This is a genomic window from Mesocryomonas fontinalis, from assembly GCF_055730125.2.
In genome coordinates this window covers 33,992-55,842 of record NZ_JBUZWG020000006.1, presented here as the reverse complement: position 1 = coordinate 55,842, position 21,851 = coordinate 33,992, and the positions used below count along the sequence as shown (strand labels likewise).

Annotated in this window: 14 protein-coding genes; 7 read left to right on the top strand and 7 right to left on the bottom strand. The window is 69.0% G+C overall.

Features of this window, described 5'->3' with window-relative positions:
- The first annotated feature begins 180 nt into the window (after positions 1 to 180).
- Together ACZL02_RS15460 and ACZL02_RS15455 are read left to right on the top strand one after the other, a co-directional pair.
- Entirely contained in the window at positions 181 to 5,073 is a 4,893-nt protein-coding gene (locus ACZL02_RS15460; protein ID WP_472939158.1) for an NAD-glutamate dehydrogenase, read from the top strand.
- Between the two features lie 323 nt (positions 5,074 to 5,396).
- Positions 5,397 to 7,079, top strand: coding sequence for a heparinase II/III family protein (locus ACZL02_RS15455; protein WP_472939157.1), 1,683 nt, complete (start codon positions 5,397 to 5,399; stop codon positions 7,077 to 7,079).
- Here ACZL02_RS15455 and ACZL02_RS15450 read toward each other — a convergent pair.
- Positions 7,069 to 7,698, bottom strand: a complete 630-nt coding sequence (locus ACZL02_RS15450) for a TetR/AcrR family transcriptional regulator (protein ID WP_472939156.1) — start codon at positions 7,696 to 7,698, stop codon at positions 7,069 to 7,071. The genes ACZL02_RS15455 and ACZL02_RS15450 overlap by 11 nt on opposite strands.
- A 167-nt stretch (positions 7,699 to 7,865) precedes the next feature.
- On the opposite strand from ACZL02_RS15450, the gene ACZL02_RS15445 reads away from it, so the two are divergent.
- The 3 genes from ACZL02_RS15445 to purH all read left to right on the top strand — a co-directional run bounded on the left by ACZL02_RS15445 (position 7,866) and on the right by purH (position 10,684).
- A complete protein-coding gene (locus ACZL02_RS15445; RefSeq protein ID WP_472939155.1) occupies positions 7,866 to 8,258 on the top strand; it encodes a RidA family protein in 393 nt (130 codons plus the stop codon).
- 57 nt (positions 8,259 to 8,315) lie between these two features.
- Complete coding sequence (locus ACZL02_RS15440; RefSeq protein WP_472939154.1) at positions 8,316 to 8,480, top strand: hypothetical protein; 165 nt, start codon at positions 8,316 to 8,318, stop codon at positions 8,478 to 8,480.
- A 527-nt stretch (positions 8,481 to 9,007) separates the two neighbouring features.
- A complete protein-coding gene (purH, locus tag ACZL02_RS15435) occupies positions 9,008 to 10,684 on the top strand; it encodes a bifunctional phosphoribosylaminoimidazolecarboxamide formyltransferase/IMP cyclohydrolase (RefSeq protein ID WP_472939153.1) in 1,677 nt (558 codons plus the stop codon).
- A 168-nt stretch (positions 10,685 to 10,852) separates the two neighbouring features.
- On the opposite strand, the gene ACZL02_RS15430 is transcribed toward purH, so the two are convergent.
- From ACZL02_RS15430 to ACZL02_RS15420, 3 genes are all read right to left on the bottom strand, one after another.
- The gene (locus tag ACZL02_RS15430; protein WP_472939593.1) at positions 10,853 to 12,367 is read right to left on the bottom strand and encodes a methyl-accepting chemotaxis protein; all 1,515 of its coding nucleotides are present in this window, start codon (positions 12,365 to 12,367) and stop codon (positions 10,853 to 10,855) included.
- A gap of 951 nt (positions 12,368 to 13,318) precedes the next feature.
- Positions 13,319 to 15,223 (bottom strand): methyl-accepting chemotaxis protein, encoded by a 1,905-nt coding sequence (locus ACZL02_RS15425; protein WP_472939152.1) that lies wholly within the window; start codon positions 15,221 to 15,223, stop codon positions 13,319 to 13,321.
- Positions 15,224 to 15,431: 208 nt separating this feature from the next.
- Positions 15,432 to 16,835: an MFS transporter gene (locus tag ACZL02_RS15420; RefSeq protein ID WP_472939151.1), complete on the bottom strand. Its 1,404-nt coding sequence runs from the start codon at positions 16,833 to 16,835 to the stop codon at positions 15,432 to 15,434.
- Between the two features lie 315 nt (positions 16,836 to 17,150).
- On the opposite strand from ACZL02_RS15420, the gene ACZL02_RS15415 reads away from it, so the two are divergent.
- The gene (locus tag ACZL02_RS15415; protein WP_472936362.1) at positions 17,151 to 17,282 is read left to right on the top strand and encodes a hypothetical protein; all 132 of its coding nucleotides are present in this window, start codon (positions 17,151 to 17,153) and stop codon (positions 17,280 to 17,282) included.
- A gap of 548 nt (positions 17,283 to 17,830) precedes the next feature.
- Here ACZL02_RS15415 and ACZL02_RS15410 read toward each other — a convergent pair.
- Both ACZL02_RS15410 and htpX read right to left on the bottom strand, forming a co-directional pair.
- The gene (locus ACZL02_RS15410) at positions 17,831 to 19,300 is read right to left on the bottom strand and encodes an RsmB/NOP family class I SAM-dependent RNA methyltransferase (RefSeq protein WP_472939150.1); all 1,470 of its coding nucleotides are present in this window, start codon (positions 19,298 to 19,300) and stop codon (positions 17,831 to 17,833) included.
- The gene (htpX, locus tag ACZL02_RS15405) at positions 19,291 to 20,256 is read right to left on the bottom strand and encodes a zinc metalloprotease HtpX (RefSeq protein WP_472939149.1); all 966 of its coding nucleotides are present in this window, start codon (positions 20,254 to 20,256) and stop codon (positions 19,291 to 19,293) included. The genes ACZL02_RS15410 and htpX overlap by 10 nt, the downstream gene beginning before the upstream one ends.
- Positions 20,257 to 20,520: 264 nt before the next feature.
- Between htpX and ACZL02_RS15400 the strand changes: the two genes are divergently transcribed.
- A complete protein-coding gene (locus tag ACZL02_RS15400) occupies positions 20,521 to 20,748 on the top strand; it encodes a DUF1674 domain-containing protein (RefSeq protein ID WP_472939148.1) in 228 nt (75 codons plus the stop codon).
- Between the two features lie 409 nt (positions 20,749 to 21,157).
- Here the strand turns inward: ACZL02_RS15400 and ACZL02_RS15395 are convergent, their stop codons facing one another.
- Positions 21,158 to 21,655, bottom strand: a complete 498-nt coding sequence (locus tag ACZL02_RS15395) for a CAP domain-containing protein (RefSeq protein WP_472939147.1) — start codon at positions 21,653 to 21,655, stop codon at positions 21,158 to 21,160.
- Between the last annotated feature and the right edge of the window lie 196 nt (positions 21,656 to 21,851).

The following is a 21,851-nucleotide window of genomic DNA, read 5'->3' as shown; positions in this document are numbered from 1 at the left end:
CCGTTTCCGGCCGGCCGCCAGTACCGGCCGACAGCGCGCAGCTTGCATGCAAGCGCCATCCAGCATCCTCTCGTCATCTTCGTCCGGCACAACCATGGCGATTCGCCGCCGGGTGGCGGGCCTTCGTGTTTCATCAAGGTCGCCACTCCGTGCGGCCGGGCACTTTTCGGGAGAGACGACATGGGCCAGGCGAAGGCAGACATTCTGACGGCAATTCTCGGCACGCTGGCCGGCGGCAGTCCTGCGGCGAGCCTTGCGCCATTGCTGTTTGCCCGCCCGCCCGCGGAAGACCTCGCGGTGTTCTCGCCGAAGACACTGGCGCTGGCCGCCGAGCGCGCTGCGGTGGCGCTCGACGCGCACCGCCCGGCGATGCCGGTGGTCACCATCGAGCCGTTGCAGGGGCTCGGCGCGATGGACCTCATCACCGTCGTCAACGACGACATGCCCTTCCTGTTCGACTCGGTGATGGCCGAGATCGCCGAGCGCGCGCCGGAAATCCTCTACATCTCGCATCCGATCCTCGACATCGTCCGTGACGTGGAGGGCGGCATCAAGGGTTTTGCCGCCACGCGGCCAGGGGCGGGGCCGGGGGCGGCAACTGGCTCCGAACGGGCGGAGCGGGTCAGCCTGATCCAGGTCGCGATCGAGCGCGGCCCGCACAGCAATGCCGACCTCGTCGCCGCGATCCTCAAGATCCTGCGCCAGGTCGGGCTTGCGGTCGGCGACTTCAAGGCGATGCGCGCCCGCGTCGGCACCGCCAAGCTCGCGCTGGAAGCCCGCGCGGCCATGCTCGACGGCACCGAGGCGGTGCGGGTGGCGGAGGCGGCGAAGCTGCTGGACTGGCTGCTGGCCGACAACTTCATCTTCCTCGGCGCGCGCGAGTTCGTCTATGTCGGTGCCGAGAACGAGGAGGCGCTGGAACGCAGCGACGAGCCGGCGCTCGGCATCCTCGCCGATCCCGACGTGCGGGTGCTCGGCCGCGCCGGCCAGCCGCAGACGGTGACGCCGGAAATCCGCGCCTTCCTGCAGGCGCCGAACCCGCTGATCGTCACCAAGGCGAACAGCCGCACCACGGTGCACCGCCGCGCCTACCTGGATTACATCGGCGTAAAGCAGTACGACGCCGCCGGGAACTTCGCCGGCGAGCTGCGCATCGTCGGCCTGTTCACCTCCACCGCCTACACGCGCTCGATCCTGACCATCCCCTATCTCCGGCTGAAGGCCGAGACGGTGATCCAGCGCTTCGACCTCGCGGCCGGCTCGCACAGCGCCAAGGCGCTGCTCAACGTGCTCGAGGCCTATCCGCGCGACGAGGTGTTCCAGATCGACGTCGACAGCCTCGAGCGTTTTGCCGGCACGGTGCTGGAGCTCGGCGAGCGGCCGCGCGTGCGCGTCCTGCCGCGCATCGACCGCTTCGACCGCTTCGTCTCGATCCTCGTCTTCGTGCCGCGGGACCGCTACGATTCGCGCCTCGGCGAACGGATCGGCCACCTGCTGGCCGAAGCCTATGACGGCCATGTCTCGGCGGTTTATCCGGGCTTCCCGGAAGGATCGCTTGCGCGCATCCATTTCATCATCGGCCGCAAGTCCGGCCAGACGCCGGTCGTCGATGTCGCCCGGCTCGAGGCCGAGATCGCCGAGATGGCGAAGGCTTGGGAGGATGGGTTCGTCCGGGCCGTGCAGGATGCCGGCGGTACCGCCGATCTGATCCGCTTCGCCCCCGGCCTGCCGGAGAGCTACCGCGACGCAGTAGCACCCGCCGAGGCGGTGACCGACACCCGCCGGATGGCGAAGCTTGGCACTGACGACGCGCTCGGCATCGATTTCTACCGCCGCCCCGGCGACCCCCGCACGATGCTGCGGCTGAAGATCTACCATCTCGGCAACGCCGTGCCGCTGTCGACCCGCGTGCCGATCCTCGAAAACATGGGCTTCGGCGTCGTCTCCGAGCGGACCTTCGAGATCCTGCGGCCGGACGGCGCCTCGGTGCACCTGCACGACATGGACCTGGTGCGCCAGAGCGGCGGCGATATCGCGCTCGATGACGAGGGTGACGCGCTGCAGCTGACCTTCGCCGCCGTCTCGGCCGGCGAGATCGAGAACGACGCGCTGAACGCGCTGGTGCTGGAGGCGGGCCTCGCCTACCGCCAAGCCAACGTGCTGCGCGCCTATTCGCGCTATCTGCGCCAGGCCGGCATCGCCTTCGGCCAGGACTTCATCGCCGCGACGCTGCTGCGCCATCCCGGGATCGCGAAACTGCTCTGGCAGCTGTTCGACACCGCCTTCGACCCGGCACGTCCGATCCCCGCCGCCGAGACGCCGGTCGAAGCAGGCGAGGGGGCCCCGGCCGAACCCGAGGACCGGCAGAAGCAGTTGGCTGCGGCGCGCGGGACGCTGCCCGCCTTCACCGCCATCACCGCGGCGCTCGACGCGGTGGAGAGCCTCGACGACGACCGCATCCTCCGGCGTTTCGTCTCGACCATCCTCGCGACGCTCAGGACCAATTTCTACGCGGTCGATGGTACCTCGGCGGAGGAGGGGTCGAAGCCCGGCCATGTCCAGCCGGCGCTCGCCTTCAAGCTGGACTCGCACCTCGTCGAAGGCCTGCCGGCGCCGGTGCCGTTCCGCGAGATCTTCGTCTTCGACGCCCGCGTCGAAGGCGTGCACCTGCGCTTCGGCCGGGTGGCGCGCGGCGGCCTGCGCTGGTCCGACCGCAGCCAGGACTACCGCACCGAGGTGCTCGGCCTCGTCAAGGCGCAGCAGGTGAAGAACGCCGTCATCGTGCCGGTCGGCGCCAAGGGCGGCTTCTTCCCGAAACGCCTCGGCGATCCCGCCGCCCGCGACGTCTGGTTCGAGGCCGGCCGCTCCGCCTATGTCGTGTTCATCGCCTCGCTGCTGTCGGTCACCGACAACATCGACGGCGCCGAGATCGTGACCCCGGACAGGGTGAAGCGCTTCGACGCGGAGGACCCGTACTTCGTCGTCGCCGCCGACAAGGGCACCGCCACCTTCTCCGACACCGCCAATGCGATCGCGCAGTCCGCCGGCTTCTGGCTCGACGACGCCTTCGCGTCGGGCGGTTCCGTCGGCTACGACCACAAGGCGATGGGCATCACGGCACGCGGCGCCTGGGAGACGGTGAAGCGCCATTTCCGCGAGATGGACCGCGACATCCAGACGACGCCGTTCACCGTCGTCGGCTGCGGCGACATGTCGGGCGACGTGTTCGGCAATGGCATGCTGCTCTCGCCCGAAACCAGGCTTGTCGCCGCCTTCGACCACCGCGACATCTTCATCGATCCGAGCCCGGATGCAGCGGCGACGCTTGCCGAGCGCCAGCGCCTGTTCGCCCTGCCGCGCTCGTCCTGGGCGGATTTCGACAAGACCTTGATCTCGGCCGGCGGCGGGGTATTCTCGCGGCGTGAGAAGCTGATCCGGCTGTCGAAGGAGGCGGCCGCGGCGATCGGCTGGGACAAGACGTCCGGCACCCCGCAGGAGATCATCACCGCGATCCTCAAGGCGCCGGCGGACCTTCTCTGGTTCGGCGGCATCGGCACCTATATTCGCGCGACCACTGAGACCAATGCCGACGTCGGCGACCGCGCCAATGACGCGGTGCGCATCACCGGGGCGCAGGTGCGGGCGAAGGTGGTGGGCGAGGGCGCCAATCTCGGCGTCACCCAGCGCGGCCGCATCGAGTTCGCGCGGGCCGGCGGGCGGATCAACACCGACGCGATCGACAACTCGGCCGGCGTCAACACCTCCGACGTCGAGGTGAACATCAAGATCGCGCTGAAGAGCGCCATGGCCGAGGGGCGGCTGACGCGCGAGGCGCGCAACGTGCTGCTGGCGTCGATGACGGCCGAGGTCGCCGAGCTGGTACTTGCCAACAATTACGAGCAGTCGCTGGCGCTGTCGCTCGAGCAGCGCCGCGGCGTCTCGGCGCTGCCGCTGCAGTCGCGCTTCATGACCGTGCTGGAGGAGGCCGGCCTGCTCAGCCGCGAGGTCGAGACGCTGCCGACCGAGGCGGGGCTCGCGGACTTGCGCGCCTCTGGCAGCGGGCTGACCCGGCCGGAGATCGCCGTCCTCGTCGCCTATTCCAAGATCATGCTGTTCGACCAGCTGATCGCCAGCGACCTGCCGGACGATCCCTATCTCCGCGAGCGGCTGTTCGGCTACTTCCCAGAGCCGATGCGGGGCGGCCATGCGGCGGACATCGAGGGTCACCGGCTGGCGCGCGAGATCGTCGCGACGATCCTCGCCAATGCCGCGATCAACCGGCTCGGGCCGACCTATGTGACGGCGGTGCGCGAGGCGACGGGCGCCTCGCCCGCCGAGATCGTCGCGGCCTTCGTCGCGGCACATGACGGGCTCGGCGCCGACGCGCTGTACACCCGCATCGATGCGCTGGACGGAGAGATCCACGGCGACACCCAGAACGCGCTCTACGAGGCTGTCGGGCAGTTCCTGCAGGCGACGACGCGCTGGTACGTCCAGAACGGTGCCGCCGGCCGCGGCCTGACGGCGGCGGTCGAGGGGATCCGTGACACGGTAGCGATGCTGCGGCCAAAACTCCTCGGCCTCGCCAGCGAGCGGGCGCGTGAGATCGCCACCGAGCGGCAGCTGAAATGGACCGAGGCCGCGGTGCCCGAGGCGCTGGCCGCCGACGTCACCTTGCTACCATTGGTGGCGCTGGTGCCCGACATTGCCGATGTTTCACGTGAAACATCGACGCCGCTGGAGGTTGCCGTCGCCAGCTATTTCGGCATCACCCGGCTGTTCGACATCGGCCGGCTCGAGATGGCGCTGCACCGGCTGGAGCCGACGGACTACTACGAGATCCTGGCGCTGGAGCGTGCTGGCAGCCAGATCGCCGGTGCGAGGCGGCGGCTGACCACACGGGCACTGGCCGATTTTGGCGCGGCGGAGGATCCGGTTGCCGCCTGGGCCGAGAGCCGCCAGGCCGTGGTCTCGCGCATCGTCGCGCAGATCTCGGCGCTCGCCGGCAGCGGCGACACGTCGGTCGCCCGCCTGACCGTCGCCGCGGGGCTGCTGTCGGACCTCCAGGGCTAGGTCCGACAGCCAGAGCTGAGGCAGCAGGACGACACAGGACAACATGCGTCGCCGGTCGGCCGCCGTAGCCCTGGAGATGGTATTACCGTCTGGCGCACAGCTTTTTTTGACCCGTCGAGAAAGGCATTGCGCCGGCTTACCGGCGCCTTTGCAGTGCCGGTTGTCCGGCGGGTGATGCCGCTATCCGGGAAGCCTGCGGACGGTCCGGAGCCCGATCTTATCATTGCGTTTACCTTGATCTGCGAAAGGTCTTCATGGTGGATGCAGCCGTGTTCGCCCGCAGCTCGCCTGCGCACGGGAACCGGCATGGGCAGGATTCGGGAGTGGCAGCGGAATTGGCGGATCGACCGCGCCTAGCGGCATTGATGATCTCGGAAGCCTGGCGGCGGGTCCGCCGGCGGCTGCGCATCGGGCCCTTGCACCGCTGGCGGTTCGCCGGCAGCGCGCCCGATCGTCTGCTGGTCACCCCGCCCGAGCTGCGGCGCGGCGACCCGATCATCGCGGCCGACATCTATGCCGGCAAGTTCTACTTGGCCGGACAGCTGGTCGAAATCGACACCGGCTCGCCGTTCCAGGTGACGCCGCCCTCGCGCGGCTGGGCGGCCGAGCTGCATTCCTTCGGCTGGCTGCGCCATCTCAGCGAGGCCGGCGATGCGCTCGCCGCTGCCAATGCGCGCGCCCTCATCGCCGACTGGCAGCGCGAGACCGGCTTTTCGCTCGGACCGCGCACCCACGAGGTCGACGTCACCGCGCGCCGGGTGATCGCCTGGCTGACGCATTCCAACCTCATCCTCGTCGACGCCGACTTCGCCTTCTACCGGAAGTTCCTGCGCAGCCTGTCGCGCGAGATGCGCTATCTCCGCTCGATCGCCGCCGAGGCGCCGGACGGCTTGCCGCGGCTTCGGGCACGCATAGCGCTGGCCTTCCTGTCGCTGTGCATGCCGACCGGCGGCGGCCACATGCGGGTCGCCGCGCGCAACCTCTCCGACGAGCTCGACCGGCAGATCTTCGCCGATGGCGGCCATGTCTCGCGCAATCCCGCTGCCAATATCGAGATTCTCGCCGAGCTGCTGCCGCTGCGCCAGACCTTCGCCGAGCAGAACCAGCCGGTGCCGAAAGGCCTGATCCGCGCCATCGACCGCATGCTGCCGGCGCTGCGCTTCTTCCGCCACGCCGATGGCGCGGTGGCGCTGTTCAACGGCGCCGGGGTGTCCGAGGGCCAGCTGATCACCGCGCTCCTGCGCCATGACGAGACGCTCGGCGATCCGATCAGCCATGCCCGCCAGTCCGGCTACCAGCGTCTGTCGGCCGCCGGCACGGTGCTGATCGCCGATACCGGCCTGCCGCCGGCCTCCAACCTCTCCGGCGAGGCGCATGCCGGCACGCTCGCCTTCGAGTTCTCCTCCGGATCGAGCCGCCTGGTGGTGAACTGCGGTGCCCCGGCGCGGCAGGACGAGGACTGGCGCCGGCTCGCCCGCACCACCGCGGCGCACTCGACGCTGACGGTCGCCGACCATTCCTCCGCGCGGTTCTCGCAATCGGGCCTCGTCGAGCGGTTTCTCGGCGCGCCGCTGATCGCCGGGCCGACGCGGGTGCCGACGACGCGCGAGGACAGCGATGCCGGCCAGCGCTTTACCGCCGCGCATGACGGCTACCGCCAGCGCTACGGGCTCGTGCACGAGCGCTCGCTGTTCCTCGCCCGCGACGGCCGGGTGATCGAGGGCACCGACCGGCTGTTCGCGGCGAGCGCCAAGTCGCCGCGGCCCCGCATGCCGGCGGCGATCCGCTTCCACCTTCACCCCGGCGTTTCCGCCGAGCGCACGGCGGACGGGGTGATCCTCACCGCGCGCAAGGAGGTCTGGCAGTTCCACTGCGATGCCGACGTCGAGCTCGAGGACAGCATCTTCTTCGCCGACAGCGCCGGCGCCCGCCGCACGGCGCAGATCGTCGTGACCTTCGACCCCGCCGAGCGCACGGACATCGCCTGGCGCTTCGTCAAGCGCTAGGGGCGGTTCCGGTTGCAGCCGATGCCGGGTCTTCCATCAGAAGCCCCGCCGCCATCAGGCAAAACACCTCGACCGCGACCGGCAGCACGGCGCTCGGCGTCTCGCTCGCGGCCACCCACAGGGCTGCGTTCATCGCCGCGCCGCTGAGCAGCCTGGCGGCCGCCTCTGTATCGACCGGCCTGACGATCCCGTCCGCGATCAGCCCGGCAACGGCCTCCCGCGTCAGGGCAAGGCAGGCGTTCTGGCTCGGCCATTGCGAGGGATCGCCGAGGAAGGCAGGCCCGTCGAGCAGCACGATGCGGCGAACCTCCGGATCGAGCGCCATCCCGATATAGGCCGATCCCTCCGCCAGAAGGCCTTCCCAGGCGGTCGGCGCTGCCGCCGCGGCCTTGTGGGCCGCCGCTGCCATCTCGCCGTCGATGGCGGCCACCACGGCGACCAGCAGCCCCTTCTTGTCGCCGAAGTTGTGGTAGAGGGCCCCGCGCGTCAGCCCGGCATCGGCGGTCAGCTCGTCCATCGACGCAGCGGCAAAACCCTTTTCCGCAAAGGCAAGGCGCGCCGCCGCCAGCAGCCTGGCGCGGTTTTCCTCCATGGTCTCAAGACGGCGCCTGGGCGGCATGGCGAGCCCTCCTCCGGGATACGCAGTGGATGTGAATTGACATACGAGGCGTATGTCGTTCTATTTGGATACGCGTCGTATATCAGACTTCGGCGCCTTTCTGTAGCTTCCCGGCCTTCCCATCGCTTCTGTCTGAGGTGGCCGCCGGCCTGACATCGGACCTTGCCATGATCCCGCGCGACACGATTTTTCCTCCCGACCGCCATGCTCTCTACGAACAGCACGGCTATTCCGCCGCCATCCGGTCGGGCGACCTGCTCTTCGTTTCCGGCCAGGTCGGCAGCCGCAGCGACGGCACGCCGGAGCCTGACTTTGAGCGCCAGGTCCGTCTCGCCTTCGACAATCTCGCAGCGGTCCTCGCCGCGGCCGGCTGCACGATGGCCGACCTCGTCGACGTGACGACGTTCCACACCGATCCCGAGCGCCAGTTCCCCGCGGTCATGGCGGTGAAGGGTGAGGTTTTCCCAGCCGCCCCTTATCCGAACTGGACCGCGGTCGGGGGCACCTGGCTCGCCGGTTTCGATTTCGAGATCAAGGTTATCGCCCGCATTCCGGGGTGAGGGTGCCGGCGCCCGCTCTGGCCTGACAAACGCGGAAAGCCCGGCTACACTCTTTCCATGGCCAAGCTCGCTCTCCTCTGCCTCGCCCTTCTCCTCGCCGGCTGCGGCGGCATGAACCGCGCGGTCGGCGTCCTCCCGAACACCTTCGACGACCTCGCCGCCAAGCGCGCCGCCGCCCGTGGCGAAGCGCCGCCGGCGCCGGGCGTGCCGCCGGCGGGCTGACCCGGGAGCAGCTCCCGCCTGCGGGGCGGGCGCGACGGATAGGTCTGGTGCGTCGTCGTGCGAAGGCCCGTGCCGACCCTCATCCCGCTGCCGCGACCTTCTCCCCGGGAGGGGAGAAGACGGCAGTGTCGGCGTGGTGCGGGATTGAAGGCACCGCGTTCTTCGCCCCTCCGGGGAGAAGTGGCCGGCAGGCCGATGAGGGGAGAGCCGACGGCGAAAGGGACGCGTTGGCCCGGATACCTGCAAGGCCCGCGCCGACCCTCATCCCGCTGCCGCGACCTTCTCCCCGGGAGGGGAGAAGACGGCGGCGTCGGCGTGGTGCATCTTCGCAAGCACAGCTCCTTCGCCCCTCCGGGGAGAAGTGGCCGGCAGGCCGATGAGGGGAGCGCCGACGGTGAGTTGCCGCGGCCGCAGCCCACCAGGCTGGGCGCGCATGATCCCGCGGCGTTGTCAGGGCTGGCGGTGGGCGGTATCAGGGCGAGATGAGCGGGGCGGGAGCCCCGGAGAGCCCTTGAAGGATCCGCCCCATGGCCGTCACCGCCAACGCCTATCCCGCGCCCGACCGCCTGCCCTTGAAGCGGGCGCTGCTCTCGGTGTCCGACAAGACCGGCATTGCCGATTTCGCCCGCGCGCTGGCGGCGGCCGGCGTCGAGCTGGTCTCGACCGGCGGCACGCGCAAGGCGCTTCAGGCGGAGGGCCTTGCGGTGCGCGACGTCGCCGAGCTCACCGGCTTTCCCGAGATCATGGACGGGCGGGTGAAGACGCTGCATCCGGGCGTCCATGGCGGGCTGCTGGCGGTGCGCGCCGATCCCGCCCATGCCGAGGCGATGACAGCGCACGGCATTGCCGGGATCGATCTCCTGGTGGTCAACCTCTACCCGTTCGAGGCGACGGTGAAGGCCGGCGCCGACTACGCCTCGGCGGTCGAGAACATCGACATCGGTGGCCCCGCGATGATCCGGGCGGCGGCGAAGAACCACGCCTATCTCACCGTCGCGACCGACCCCGCCGACTATCCGGCGATCCTCGAGGCGCTGACGGACGGCGCGGGCGAGACGCCGTTCGCGCTGCGCCAGCAATTGGCGGCGAAGGCCTTTGCCCGGACCGCCGCCTACGACAGCGCGATCTCGACCTGGTTCGCGGAGACGCTGAAGGATGCCGCACCGCGCCAGGCAAGCTTTGCCGGAACGCTGGCGCAGACGCTGCGCTATGGCGAGAACCCGCACCAGACGGCGGCCTTCTACCGCACCTCGGACGAGCGTCCGGGCGTTTCCACCGCCCGGCAGCTGCAGGGCAAGGAACTCTCCTACAATAACCTCAACGACACCGATGCGGCCTTCGAGCTGGTCGCCGAGTTCGACCCGGCGCGCACCGCGGCGGTCGCCATCATCAAGCACGCCAACCCGTGCGGCGTGGCGGAAGGCGCGAGCCTTGCCGAGGCCTATGGCGCGGCGCTCGCCTGCGACCCGGTCTCGGCCTTCGGCGGCATCGTCGCGATGAACCGCACGCTCGACGCCGAGGCGGCGCGGGCGATGGTCGAGGTGTTCACCGAGGTGATCATCGCGCCCGACGCGGACGAGGCGGCGATCGCCATCGTCGCGGGCAAGAAGAACCTCCGGCTCCTCCTCACCGGCGGCCTGCCCGATCCGCGTGCCCGCGGCACGATGGTGAAGTCGGTCGCCGGCGGGCTCCTGGTGCAGTCGCGCGACAACGGCGTGATCGACGACATCGAGTTGCGGGTGGTGACCAAGCGCGCGCCGAGCGAGGCGGAGATGGCGGACCTGAAATTTGCCTTCCGCATCGCCAAGCACGTGAAGTCGAACGCCATCGTCTATGCCAAGAACCTTGCCGCGGTCGGCATCGGCGCGGGCCAGATGAGCCGCATCGATTCCTCGCGCATCGCCGCGCGCAAGGCCGAGGACGCGGCGACGGCGCTGATGACCGCGCGCGTCGGCGCCGAGCAGGTGGCCGGCCTTGCCGCCGGGCATGCCGGGACGCACGGCATCGTGCCGCTGACGCACGGCTCGGTCGTCGCCTCCGACGCCTTCTTCCCCTTCGCCGACGGCCTGATCTCGGCGATCGAGGCGGGGGCCACGGCGGTGATCCAGCCCGGCGGCTCGATGCGCGATGCCGAGGTGATCGCCGCAGCCGACGCGCACGGTATCGCCATGGTGTTCACCGGCATGCGCCACTTCCGGCACTGAGGGCGCCGCTCGGTCGGCGGTCGCCCGGTCCGGTGCGCGGATCGCGCGGAGGCAGGCGACGTCTTTGAAGTCCTGACGAAAACGGCTGCGGCGCCCTCCATGATGGGGACGCCGCAGCCGTCTGTCTTTATCGGATCAGCGCTGCCGCCGGTCTGGGTTCGCTGGGGATCAAAACTCCTCCCAGCTGTCCTCCTTCGCCGCGGTCTTGACGGCGGCGCCGCCGGTGCCGGTGTGGCGCATCTGCGGGATGGCGGCCTGGCTCGGCGACGGGCGCCGGGCGGGAGCGGCGGCGGGGCGGGAGCGCTGGGCGGTGCGGGCAGCGGGCGCCGGGGCGGCGGTGCGCTTGGCGCTGGTGCGGAAGCGGTCCATCAGCGTTGCCAGCTGCTCGGTCTCGCCGAGGAGGGTCTGGGCGGCAGCCGTGGTTTCCTCGACCATCGCGGCGTTCTGCTGGGTGACCTTGTCCATCTGGTCGGCGGCGATGGCGACTTCCTTGAGGCTCGTGGCCTGCTCGCGGGCCGAGCCGGCGATGCCCGTCACGGTCGAGGACATCTCGCCGACGGTCGAGACGATCTCCTCCAGTGCCCGGCCGGACGCGGTGACGAGGTTGACGCCCCGCTCGACCTGGGTGGACGAGGTCGAGATCAGGTCCTTGATCTCCTTGGCAGCCTCGGCAGAGCGCTGGGCGAGCCCGCGCACTTCCTGGGCGACGACCGCAAAGCCGCGGCCCGCTTCGCCGGCCCGTGCCGCCTCGACGCCGGCGTTGAGCGCCAGCAAGTTGGTCTGGAAGGCGATCTCGTCGATGACGCCGATGATCTTGCCGATGGCATCCGAGGACTGCTCGATCTGGCTCATCGCCTCCACCGCCTGCGCGACGATGACGCCACCCTTCTCGGCATTGCTGAGGGCCGTGGTCGCCGAGGTCTGGGCGGTGCCCGCCTCGCTCGCGGTGTCGGTGACGGCGCGCATGACTTCCGACAGTGCCGCGACGGTCTCTTCGAGGCTCGCCGCCTGCTGCTCGGTGCGCTGCGAAAGATCGCCGGCCGCAACCGTGATCTCGTTGAGGCCGACGCGCATCGAGCCGACGGCGTCGACGACGGAGCCGAGCGTCTCTTCCAGCGCGGTCACGCTGTCGTTGAACTTTTGACGGATCGGTTCGAACTCCGGCGCGACGGCCTGGTCCATGCGGACGGTGAGGTTGCCGGCGGACAACTCGTCGAAGCCGGCCTCGACGGCGTGGACGAAGAGCTTCAGATCCTCGGCCTTGGCGTTGTCGACCGCCGACTGGCGATCGCGTTGCGAGGCCTGCGTCTCGCGGGCGGCCGTAGCCTCGCCTTCCAGGCGCTTGTTCTCGTTGGCGGCGTCCTTGAACACCTGCACCGCCTTCGCCATCGCCCCGACCTCGTCGCGGCGATCCTGTCCATCGACCTCGACATCCAGGCGTCCGGATGCCAGTTCGCTCATCCGCTGGCCCAGCCGGTTGAGCGGACCGGTGATGCCCTTGGATGAAATCGCAAGAGCACCACCAATCCCCAGCAGCATCGCCATCAAAGTCCCCGCAAGGAGCTCCTTGATGGTGGACCAGGTCTGATCCGTCAGCGCGTCAGACTCGGCGGCAGTCGAGGCGAGCAGCTTGTCGCGCAGCGACTGGTACCCGACGGTGAATTGCCTTGCTTGCTCATCCATCTCCGACAAGAGCGGCTTCGCTGCATTATCGTTGTTCGCAAGGCTGAAAACCGATGCACGCTTTCCAAAGTCTTCAATCGCCGTAAGCTCGCGGGAAAGGTCCGCAAAATCGTCAGAGAACAGAGGGAAGGCAGCTTTTGCGTCGGCCAAAAGAGGAACTGCCTTGGCCATGGCATCCTCGCGGGCGGCGGCAGATTGCTGTGCTTCGGCGCTAGACCCGTCGTAGACCAAGGATTTGTAGGAGCTGTAACCAGCCTCACTGACGTTTCTTCCAGCCCGCGCCAGCTTGACAACTGCGGCATCCCGATTGGCGATCAGATCGGAATAGGCGTCATCAATTACCTTCATCTGAGTGGAGGCATAGCTGGATAGAACGAGGCCCACGAGGCTGACGGCAACAACCGTCCCGATGATTTTGGTCGAAATTTTTAGATGCTTAAGCATGTCGGTTTGCGCTTCGGCGCCCTCTGGACCCGGTCGCTCCGACAGGAGCGGCTCTGGTTCCCGAGACTATCAATAGCCCACTAATATTATCTGACTAGCAGTATATCGAATTAGTTGAATTTATGCAGACTACCAACTTAGAGGCGACCTCCGTTTCCAAAGCAGTGCCAGCCCGATGACGAAGAAGACGAGGAGCGTCGACATGCCGATGCGGGCGGCGTTTTCGGGGGCGGTTCATTGCGCCGCCAGCAGCGTCAACCCAGCGACTGCGAGCGTTGCGAGGAACGACGTCGCGCGGCCCGTCAGGGAGGAGAGGCCAAAATAGCGGCCTGCCTCCTCCGGGCTGACGGACTGCTCGGTCCAGGCTTGCGAGGAAGCCTGGACCGGGCCGAAGGCCAGCCCGATCAGGACGCCCCAGCCGAGATACGCGTGCTCGGCGGGACTGGTGAACAGTCCGTTCGCAAGGGAGCGCCGCAGCCGTCGGTGTTGCCGGTGTGGCGCTGGGGATCAGAACTCCTCCCAGCCGTCCTCCGCGGCGGCGGTCTTGACGGCGGCGCCGCCGGTGCCGGTGTGGCGCATCTGCGGGATGGCGGCCTGGCTCGGCGACGGGCGCCGGGCGGGAGCGGCGGCGGGGCGGGAGCGCTGGGCGGCTTTCGGGGCCGGAGCGGCGGTGCGCTTGGCGCTGGTGCGGAAGCGGTCCATCAGCGTTGCCAGCTGCTCGGTCTCGCCGAGGAGAGTCTGCGCGGCAGCGGTGGTCTCCTCGACCATCGCGGCGTTCTGCTGGGTCACCTTGTCCATCTGGTCGGCGGCGATGGCGACTTCCTTCAGGCTCGTCGCCTGCTCACGCGCCGAGCCGGCGATGCCCGTGACGGTCGAGGACATCTCGCCGACGGTGGAGACGATCTCCTCCAGCGCCCGGCCGGACGCGGTGACGAGGTTGACGCCGCGTTCGACCTGGGTCGACGAGGTCGAGATCAGATCCTTGATCTCTTTCGCAGCCTCGGCAGAGCGCTGGGCGAGCCCGCGCACTTCCTGGGCGACGACGGCAAAGCCGCGGCCCGCCTCGCCCGCCCGTGCCGCCTCGACGCCGGCGTTGAGCGCCAGCAAGTTGGTCTGGAAGGCGATCTCGTCGATGACGCCGATGATCTTGCCGATGGCGTCCGAGGACTGCTCGATCTGGCTCATCGCCTCCACCGCCTGCGCAACGATGACGCCGCCCTTCTCGGCATTGCTGAGGGCCGTGGTCGCCGAGGTCTGGGCGGTGCCGGCCTCGTTCGCCGTGCCGGTAACGGCGCGCATCACCTCCGACAGCGCTGCGACGGTTTCCTCGAGGCTCGCCGCCTGCTGCTCGGTGCGCTGCGAGAGATCGCCGGCCGCAACCGTGATCTCGTTGAGGCCGACGCGCATCGAGCCGACGGCGTCAACGACCGAGCCGAGCGTCTCTTCCAGCGCGGTCACGCTGTCGTTGAACTTTTGACGGATCGGTTCGAACTCGGGCGCTACGGCCTGGTCCATGCGGACGGTGAGGTTGCCGGCGGAGAGCTCGTCGAAGCCGGCCTCGACGGCGTGGACGAAGAGCTTCAGATCCTCGGCCTTGGCATTGTCGACCGCGGACTGGCGATCGCGCTGCGAGGCCTGCGTCTCGCGGGCTGCCGTCGCCTCGACTTCCAGGCGCTTGTTCTCGTTGGCGGCGTCCTTGAACACCTGCACCGCCATCGCCATCGCGCCGACCTCGTCGCGGCGATCGAGCTCGGGGACGGTGATCGCGAGATTGCCGCGGGCGAGATCGCTCATCGCCGAGGTCATCGCGGCGATCGGACGGGCGACGGCGCGCGACAGCATCCAGCCCATGATCAGAGCGAGGGCGATGGCGGCCGCAGCGCCGGAGGCCAGGACCGTGTAGGCCATGTCGAAGGAGCTCTTGGCCGAGGCGCGACGGACGACCAGAAGGTCGTTCTCCGCCTTAATGAGGTCGTTGAGGACCTGGTCCAGCTCGGCGTTCTTGGCGCCGGCGACCCCACTCTTGACGATGTCGACGGCCTTGGAGACAGTTGCGGGTGTCGATGCGAGGGTGATCTGCGTGTCGCCGAGGACCTTGTATTCCTGGCCGACCCTCCGAAGCTCAACGATCCTTGCCTGCTGGGCGGGGTTGTCGGCGGTCAGCGTGGCGAGCGATTCCAGCTTGGCGTTGAACAGGGCATAGGCGGCATCGAAGGATTCATCGTACTTCTTGTCGGCGGTGATGATGAAGCCGCGCGTGCTGGCCCGCTGCTCCTTGAACGCCGCCCGCGCCTCCTCGGCCACCGTTAGGACGGTGGTGGTATGCATGTCCCAGCCATTGGCGGTCTGCACGTTGGCGATGTTGATCCAGACGACGGCGGCCATCGCCCCCAACGCCACAAGGATCGGCACGAAGGTGATAATAATTTTCTTATTCAAGCTGATGTGACGGGAGAGCACGGTTCACCTATTGCCAGAGAATCCTAACGGTAGGTGGCTATTATCCTATGGAGGTTAAATAACTCTCCGACCCTTACGGTATCGATGCTTGCCTGCCCGCTATCGTCACGACGACTTACGTATGGTGATCACGCCTTTAAGCTTCGTAGTTTATAGTCTGTCAGTCGGCGCGGCCCGGCCCCGGCGTTTTCCAAAGCAGTGCCAGTCCGATGGCGAAGAAGACCAGGAGCGCCGACATGCCGATGCGGGCAGCGTTTTCGGGGGCGGTCCATTGCGCCGCGAGCAGCGTCAACCCAGCGACTGCGAGCGTTGCGAGGAACGACGTCGCGCGGCCTGTCAGGGAGTAGAGGCCGAAATAGCGGCCGGCCTCCTCCGGGCTGACGGACTGCGCGAGCCAGGCCCGCGAGGAAGCCTGGACCGGGCCGAAGGCCAGCCCGATCAGGACGCCCCAGCCGAGATAGGCGTGCTCGGCAGGACTGGCGAATAGCCCGGTGCCGCCGTCTGCCGCCGGCCAGGCGAGGAGGCCGAACAGCGCCTCATCCCGTCCGGTCGAGACGATGCCGAGCGTCGCCAGCGTCAGGCAAAGGACCGAGGCGACGATCACCCGCTTCGAGCCGAGCCGCGCCTCGAAGCGCCCTGCGGCGAGGCAGCCGATGATGGCGGCGACGTTGAGGAGGATGCCGAAGAGGCCGGTCTCGGTGACCGACCAGCCGAACATGCCGGCGGCGAAAGCCCCGCCGAGTACGAGGAGGGCGTTGACGCCGTCCTGGTAGGCCATCCGCGCGACGAGGAAGCGGAACAGCGGCTTGCGCGTGCGGGCTTCCTTGAAGGTGCCGACGAGATCGCCGAGCGCGGCGCGGATGGCCGGGCCGATCTTCTCCCGCGCCGCGGCGTCCGGGGTGAACAGGAACATCGGCAGGATGAAAACGAGATACCAGAGCCCGGCGAGCGGCGCCGTGGCGCGGGCGCCTTCGCCGAGCGCCGGGTCGAGGCCGAACAGCGGCGGGATGCCGGCCAGCGTCAGCCCGGTCTCGGGGCTGGCGGCGAGGAGCGCCAGCGTCAGCGCCAGAAACACCATGCCGCCGAGATAGCCGAGGCCCCAGGCGACGTTGGAGACGCGGCCGATCGAGGCGGCGGGGACGAGGCGCGGGATCATCGCATCGTTGAAGACGATCGAGAACTCCGCGGCGACCTGCGCGACGACCAGCAGCGCGAGCGCGGCGAGGAGGCTGGTTCCGGGCGCCGCCGTCCAGAGCGCCAGAAGGGCGAGGATCTTCACCAGCGCAAAGCCCGCGATCCAGGGCTTGCGCCGCCCGGCCCGGTCGGCGACGGCGCCGAGAAACGGCGAGAACAGCGCGACGAGAATTGCGGCGGCCGCTGCGGCAAGGCCCCAGGCCGCCTGTCCCTCGGCCGGATCGCGCGCCATCTGGGAGACGAGATAGGGCCCGAACACGAAGGTGATGACGACGGTGAAGAAGGGCTGGGCGGCGACGTCGAACATCATCCAGCCCCAGATCGCCTTCTGCCGGAGCGGTGACGCGAAAGGAGTTTGTTGCGGGGACATGGCGGTTCTCTTGCAGGTTGGCATCGCGGCAGATCGGCGCGACCCTAGAACATCCGGCGGGGCGGTGGGCTCGGCTTGTGCCGGAAAAAGCGCTGCCGCGCGCCAGAGACTCGCCGTCGCCCTGTCCGCGATCCGCGGCGGGCCGTCGGGGAAGTAAGTTTCACCGGTTCGTCCGGAGGGACGGAGGCGCCGCCGCTGGCGCGGGTGCTCGGCCGGGAAAGGCCGCCCTGCCGGGTCCGCAGGCCGGCTGAAATCAATTCCGCTCGTCCAGCCAATGCTGTAGGCTCGGCCATCGACAACCGAGAGGAAACGGTCATGGCCAAAGGTCAGATGCGCAGCAACAAGGAAACCCGCAAGCCGAAGGCCGACAAGACCAAGGCAGCGGCGCCAATGACGGTGCCCGGCAAGTTCGCGGCCCCGCAGAGCGGCACCGACAAAAAGAAGTAAGCCGGCTTATTTGAGCTGTCTCCAGCCGTCCGGTGCGGCTGGATAAGGCCCTCGCGTCTCCATCGGGAGGGGCGGGGGCCTTTTGGTTTGGTGGGCAACCGACGACACTGTGCTTTGTCATTCCGAACGTGATCATCGCGACACCCCTGATTTCGCCTCGACAAATTGTCAGCGTTGTTGCTGTCAGATCGGTACAGAATAGGAATGTCCGCCGGACTGGGCATGTTCAACGGCTTGGCATGGATCCCGGATCAAGTCCGGGATGACGAAACTGAGAAATTGGCGCCGTACTGTCAGCCGCAGCTAGGTTGGAGATTGGCATTCACCCCAGCGGCTTCGTCATCCCGGACTTGATCCGGGATCCATTCCTCAGCGCTATCGCTGCCAAATCGCTGCAGAACGAAAGCGCCCGCCGGACGGCGCATATTCAGCGGCTCGGCATAGATCCCCGCGCTAAGCGCGAGGATCACGAAACGTCGGAGGCGGGCAGCGCTCCCCTCGACAAGCGTGCCGACCCTCTGCCGCAGATCGGCTCCCGCCAATCGGCCTCACATCTTGCGCAGGCGGGCGGCGAAGAAGCCGTCGAGGCCGGCGAGTTTGGCGACCGGGTTCGGCAGCATGGCGGGCGTGGTGCGCAGCATGCCGCTGGCGTCGATCGCGGTTTCCAGCCCCGGCATTTCCGCGGGCAGGATCGGGTCGACGGCAAACCCTGTCGTTTCCGCGAGGAAGGCGGCGACCACGGCCTCGCCTTCCAGCGGATCGAGCGAGCAGTTGGAGAACACCAGGCGGCCGCCCGGCTTCAACAGCTCGGCGGCGGCGCGCAGCAGGCGGGCCTGGACGCCGGCAAGCTTCTCCACCTCGGCGGCGTCCTTGGTGTAGGCGACGTCGGGATGCCGGCGGATGGTGCCGGTGGACGAGCAAGGCGCATCGACGAGGATGGCATCGAAGGGCTCCGCCGGCGAATAGGCCGCGAGGTCGACGACCTCGGTTTCCGCCTCGAGGCCTAGCCGGAAGAGATTGTCCTTCAGCCGCTTCATCCGGTTGGCGTTGATGTCGAGCGCCGTGACCTTGGCGCCGGCCATGATCAGCTGCGCCGTCTTGCCGCCCGGGGCGGCGCAGACGTCGGCGACGCGAAGCCCGGTGAGGTCGCCGAGGAGTTTGGCAGGGAGCGCTGCAGCGGCGTCCTGCACCCACCACTCGCCAGTCTCGAAGCCGGGCATGCCCGTCACCGGGCCGTCGAAATCGCCGAGCCGGACCGTGCCGGACGGGAGAGCCGTGCCGCCGAGCTTCTCGGCCCAGGCGGACGGGTCGCCCTTCACCGTCAGATCGAGCGGCGGCGGGGTGAGGTGGGAGAGGGCGATCGCCTGCGCGGTCTCCTTGCCGTAAGCCTCGACGAGCCGCGCCATCAGCCAGTCCGGCATGTTCTCGCCGGGCTTCGACACCACGGCCATCGCTTCCTTCTCGCGCGACAGGCGGCGCAGCACGGCATTGACCATGCCGCCGAAACGCTGGCTGCGGGAATCGACGTTGGCGGCGGCGACCGCGAGATCGACGGCGGCCGAGTCCGGCACGTCGAGGAAGAGGATCTGCGCGGCGCCGACATGCAGGATATGGCGCAGCGAAGCGGCGTTCGGCGGCAGCGGCCGGTCGAGGCAGCGGTCGAGCGCGCGCTCGATGGTGCCGCGAAAACGCAGCGCCGTGAGGATGATCGCCTTGACGAGGCCCTGGTCGCGGACCTCCAGCGCCCGGAAGCCCGGATGCCCGCCGCGCGGGTCCAGCACGCCGTCGGCCGAGGTCTTCTGGTCGACGATGGCCGACAGCAGCTTGGCCGCCACCAGCCGCGCGCCGAGGCCCGGGCGGTCGCCGGCGGAATAGCCGTCGGGCGTGAAGCCGCCGCCGGGGCCGTTGGTCAGCGGATTCTGGTAGGTGCTCGGGCCCTTGCCCGGCAGGGGCTTCTTGCGGGGGGCGGACCGGGTTGCGTCGAAATTGCCGCCGCGGCGCTGGCCGGTCAACCCCATGGCCCCTTGGCCTTGCCGGCACCGGGCGCGCGACGATCGGCGCTGCGCGACCAGGGGCCGGGGGCGGCGCTTTCGGTGACGCGCTCGGCGCGGGCCGGCTGGCCGACGCGCGGGCCGGTGCCGATGTCGGTCATCGCCTGCAGCGCGGCGATGCGGTTCGCCGTGTCGGGGTGGGTCGAGAAAAGGCTATCCATGCGTTGGCCACTCAGAGGATTGATGATGAACATGTGCGCCATCGCCGGATTGCGCTCGGCCGGCTCGTTGACGCTGTGATTACTGGCGATCTTCTGCAGCGCCGCGGCGAGCGACAGGGGCGCGCCGGAAATTTCGGCGCCGCGCCGGTCGGCGGCGTATTCGCGGGTGCGCGAGATCGCCATCTGCACCAGCATGGCGGCGAACGGCGCGACGATCATCGCCGCGATGACGCCGATGAAGCCGAGCGGATTGCGGTTCTCGCCGCTGCCGCCGGAGAACATCGCGAAATTGCCCAGCATGGAGATCGCGCCGGCGAGCGTCGCGGTGATCGTCATGATCAGCGTGTCGCGGTTTTCGACATGCGCGAGTTCGTGCGCCATCACGCCGGCGACCTCGTCCTGGCTGAGGCGGCGCAAAAGGCCGGTGGTCGCGGCGACCGCGGCGTTCTGCGGGTTGCGCCCGGTGGCGAAAGCGTTCGGCTGGTCCTCGTCGATCAGGTAGACTTTCGGCATCGGCAGGCCGGCATTGGCGGCGAGCCGCTCCACCAGATGGTAGAATTCCGGCGCCGTGCGGGCGTCGACCTGCTGCGCATTGTTCATGCGCAGGACCATCTTGTCGGCGTTCCAGTAGGACCAGAGGTTCATCACCACCGCGACGCCCAGCGCAATCAGCATGCCGCCTTTGCCGCCGAGGAGGAGGCCGATGCCCATGAACAGGGCGGTCATGAAGGCGATCAGCATCGCCGTCTTCATCGTGTTCATCGGTTCTCCCGCGCTCCTCGCATCCCGCCGCCCACCGCAGCGCATCCCCTGCGACGTGGGGATGATCGTCGTGTCGTTCAATCTTCCAGCCCCGCGCGGCAGTGGGCTGCAGTGGGCGGCAACGGGCGGCAGCGCGCTGCCACCGGGGTTGGCCGGGCTCCGATTGCCGCAGGCCTGCCAATCGGCGGAAAAATCGCTACATCACCGGCCATAGCACATCGTGCGGGCTGCCGCCCGGCCGATCTGCCCTTTGCGAGACGATCCATGCGAGACGAAACTGCCGAACCCTCTGCCGTCGTGGCCCCGACGGAAGCGGAAGTGACCGCCGCCCGCCCGCTGACGCCCGCCGCCGAACGCGCCCTTGCCGAGGCCGCGGCGCGCCGCCGCGCGGCCGAGGCTGCCACTCTGCCGCCGGAACAAGGCGGCCGCGGCGGGCCGGAGCCTGTCCGCTACGGCGACTGGGAAAAGAACGGCATTATCTCGGATTTTTGAGGCGGGCGGCGTAGCGCAGGCTCTTCAAGGCAGGCGGACCATGGCCTGCTCCGCCGTCGGCGCTCCCCTCATCGGCCTGCCGGCCACTTCTCCCCGGAGGGGCGAAGAACTCAATCCCTTCCAGGATGCACCACGCGGCCGCCGCCGTCTTCTCCCCTCCCGGGGAGAAGGTCGCGGCAGCGGGATGAGGGTCGGCGCAGGCCTTGGGGGCATGCGGACCATGGCCTGTTCCGCCGTCGGCGCTCCCCTCATCGGCCTGCCGGCCACTTCTCCCCGGAGGGGCGAAGGAGCTGTGCTTGCGAAGATGCACCACGCCGACGCTGCTTTCTTCTCCCCTCCGGGGAGAAGGTCGCGGCAGCGGGATGAGGGTCGGCGCAGGCCTTTTGGGTTGGCTCTAGGCTTGGCGAGGCTAGCGTCCGGCGTCGCTCGGGGCGGCGAAGACCTGGGTCCAGTAGGTGCGGCCGTTGCTGGTGCGGGCGCCGGCGAAGCCGATCTCGGTCATCGCGGGGTTGAGGAGGTTGGCACGGTGGTGTGGCGAGGCGATCCAGCCGGCCATGGCGCGGGGATAGTCCGCGTAGATCTTGCCGATGTTCTCGGCGATCGTCGACCATCGATAGCCCTCGGACTCGATCCGGCCGTCCAGCCGGCCGTCCACCGCGTGGTCCATGGTGTCGCGTGCCGCCATCGCGGCCGATTGGCGTGCGGCCACGCGCATCAGCCGCTCGTCGGTCTTCAGCGCTGCGAGCCTGTGCTCGGCGCGGAAGGCGTTGACCGAGGCCAGCGCGGCGCTGCGGTCGATGGCGATCGCGGTCGTCGGGCCCGCGGGTGGACGGCTGGCGCAGGCGCCGAGCGCGAGGACAAGCGCTGCGGCGAGGCCGAGGCGGAGAGGGCGGAGGTGAACAGGCACGTTGGGAAACTCCGGGTCGAGACGGGAGGCCGCTTGCTGGCACACCGCGGCGGAAGTTTGACGCGACCGCCGTCTGTGGCATCCGCGCGGAAGGCGAGGACCTGCAGCGCGGCGCTTGCTTGCCATTTCGTCCTGTGGAGGGCGGAGCCCTCTGCCCGGGACCCCACCGCCCCAAGCTGGCCTCAACCCACGAACC

Bases quoted from the DNA above. Each gene is read 5' to 3' on its own strand.
- ACZL02_RS15460 (WP_472939158.1), top strand. From the start codon at position 181: ATGGGCCAGGCGAAGGCAGACATTCTGACGGCAATTCTCGGCACGCTG.
- ACZL02_RS15450 (WP_472939156.1), bottom strand. From the start codon at position 7,698: ATGCCGCCCAGGCGCCGTCTTGAGACCATGGAGGAAAACCGCGCCAGG.
- ACZL02_RS15445 (WP_472939155.1), top strand. From the start codon at position 7,866: ATGATCCCGCGCGACACGATTTTTCCTCCCGACCGCCATGCTCTCTAC.
- ACZL02_RS15440 (WP_472939154.1), top strand. From the start codon at position 8,316: ATGGCCAAGCTCGCTCTCCTCTGCCTCGCCCTTCTCCTCGCCGGCTGC.
- purH (WP_472939153.1), top strand. From the start codon at position 9,008: ATGGCCGTCACCGCCAACGCCTATCCCGCGCCCGACCGCCTGCCCTTG.
- ACZL02_RS15430 (WP_472939593.1), bottom strand. From the start codon at position 12,367: ATGGATGAGCAAGCAAGGCAATTCACCGTCGGGTACCAGTCGCTGCGC.
- ACZL02_RS15420 (WP_472939151.1), bottom strand. From the start codon at position 16,835: ATGTCCCCGCAACAAACTCCTTTCGCGTCACCGCTCCGGCAGAAGGCG.
- ACZL02_RS15415 (WP_472936362.1), top strand. From the start codon at position 17,151: ATGGCCAAAGGTCAGATGCGCAGCAACAAGGAAACCCGCAAGCCGAAG.
- ACZL02_RS15410 (WP_472939150.1), bottom strand. From the start codon at position 19,300: ATGGGGTTGACCGGCCAGCGCCGCGGCGGCAATTTCGACGCAACCCGG.
- htpX (WP_472939149.1), bottom strand. From the start codon at position 20,256: ATGAACACGATGAAGACGGCGATGCTGATCGCCTTCATGACCGCCCTG.
- ACZL02_RS15400 (WP_472939148.1), top strand. From the start codon at position 20,521: ATGCGAGACGAAACTGCCGAACCCTCTGCCGTCGTGGCCCCGACGGAA.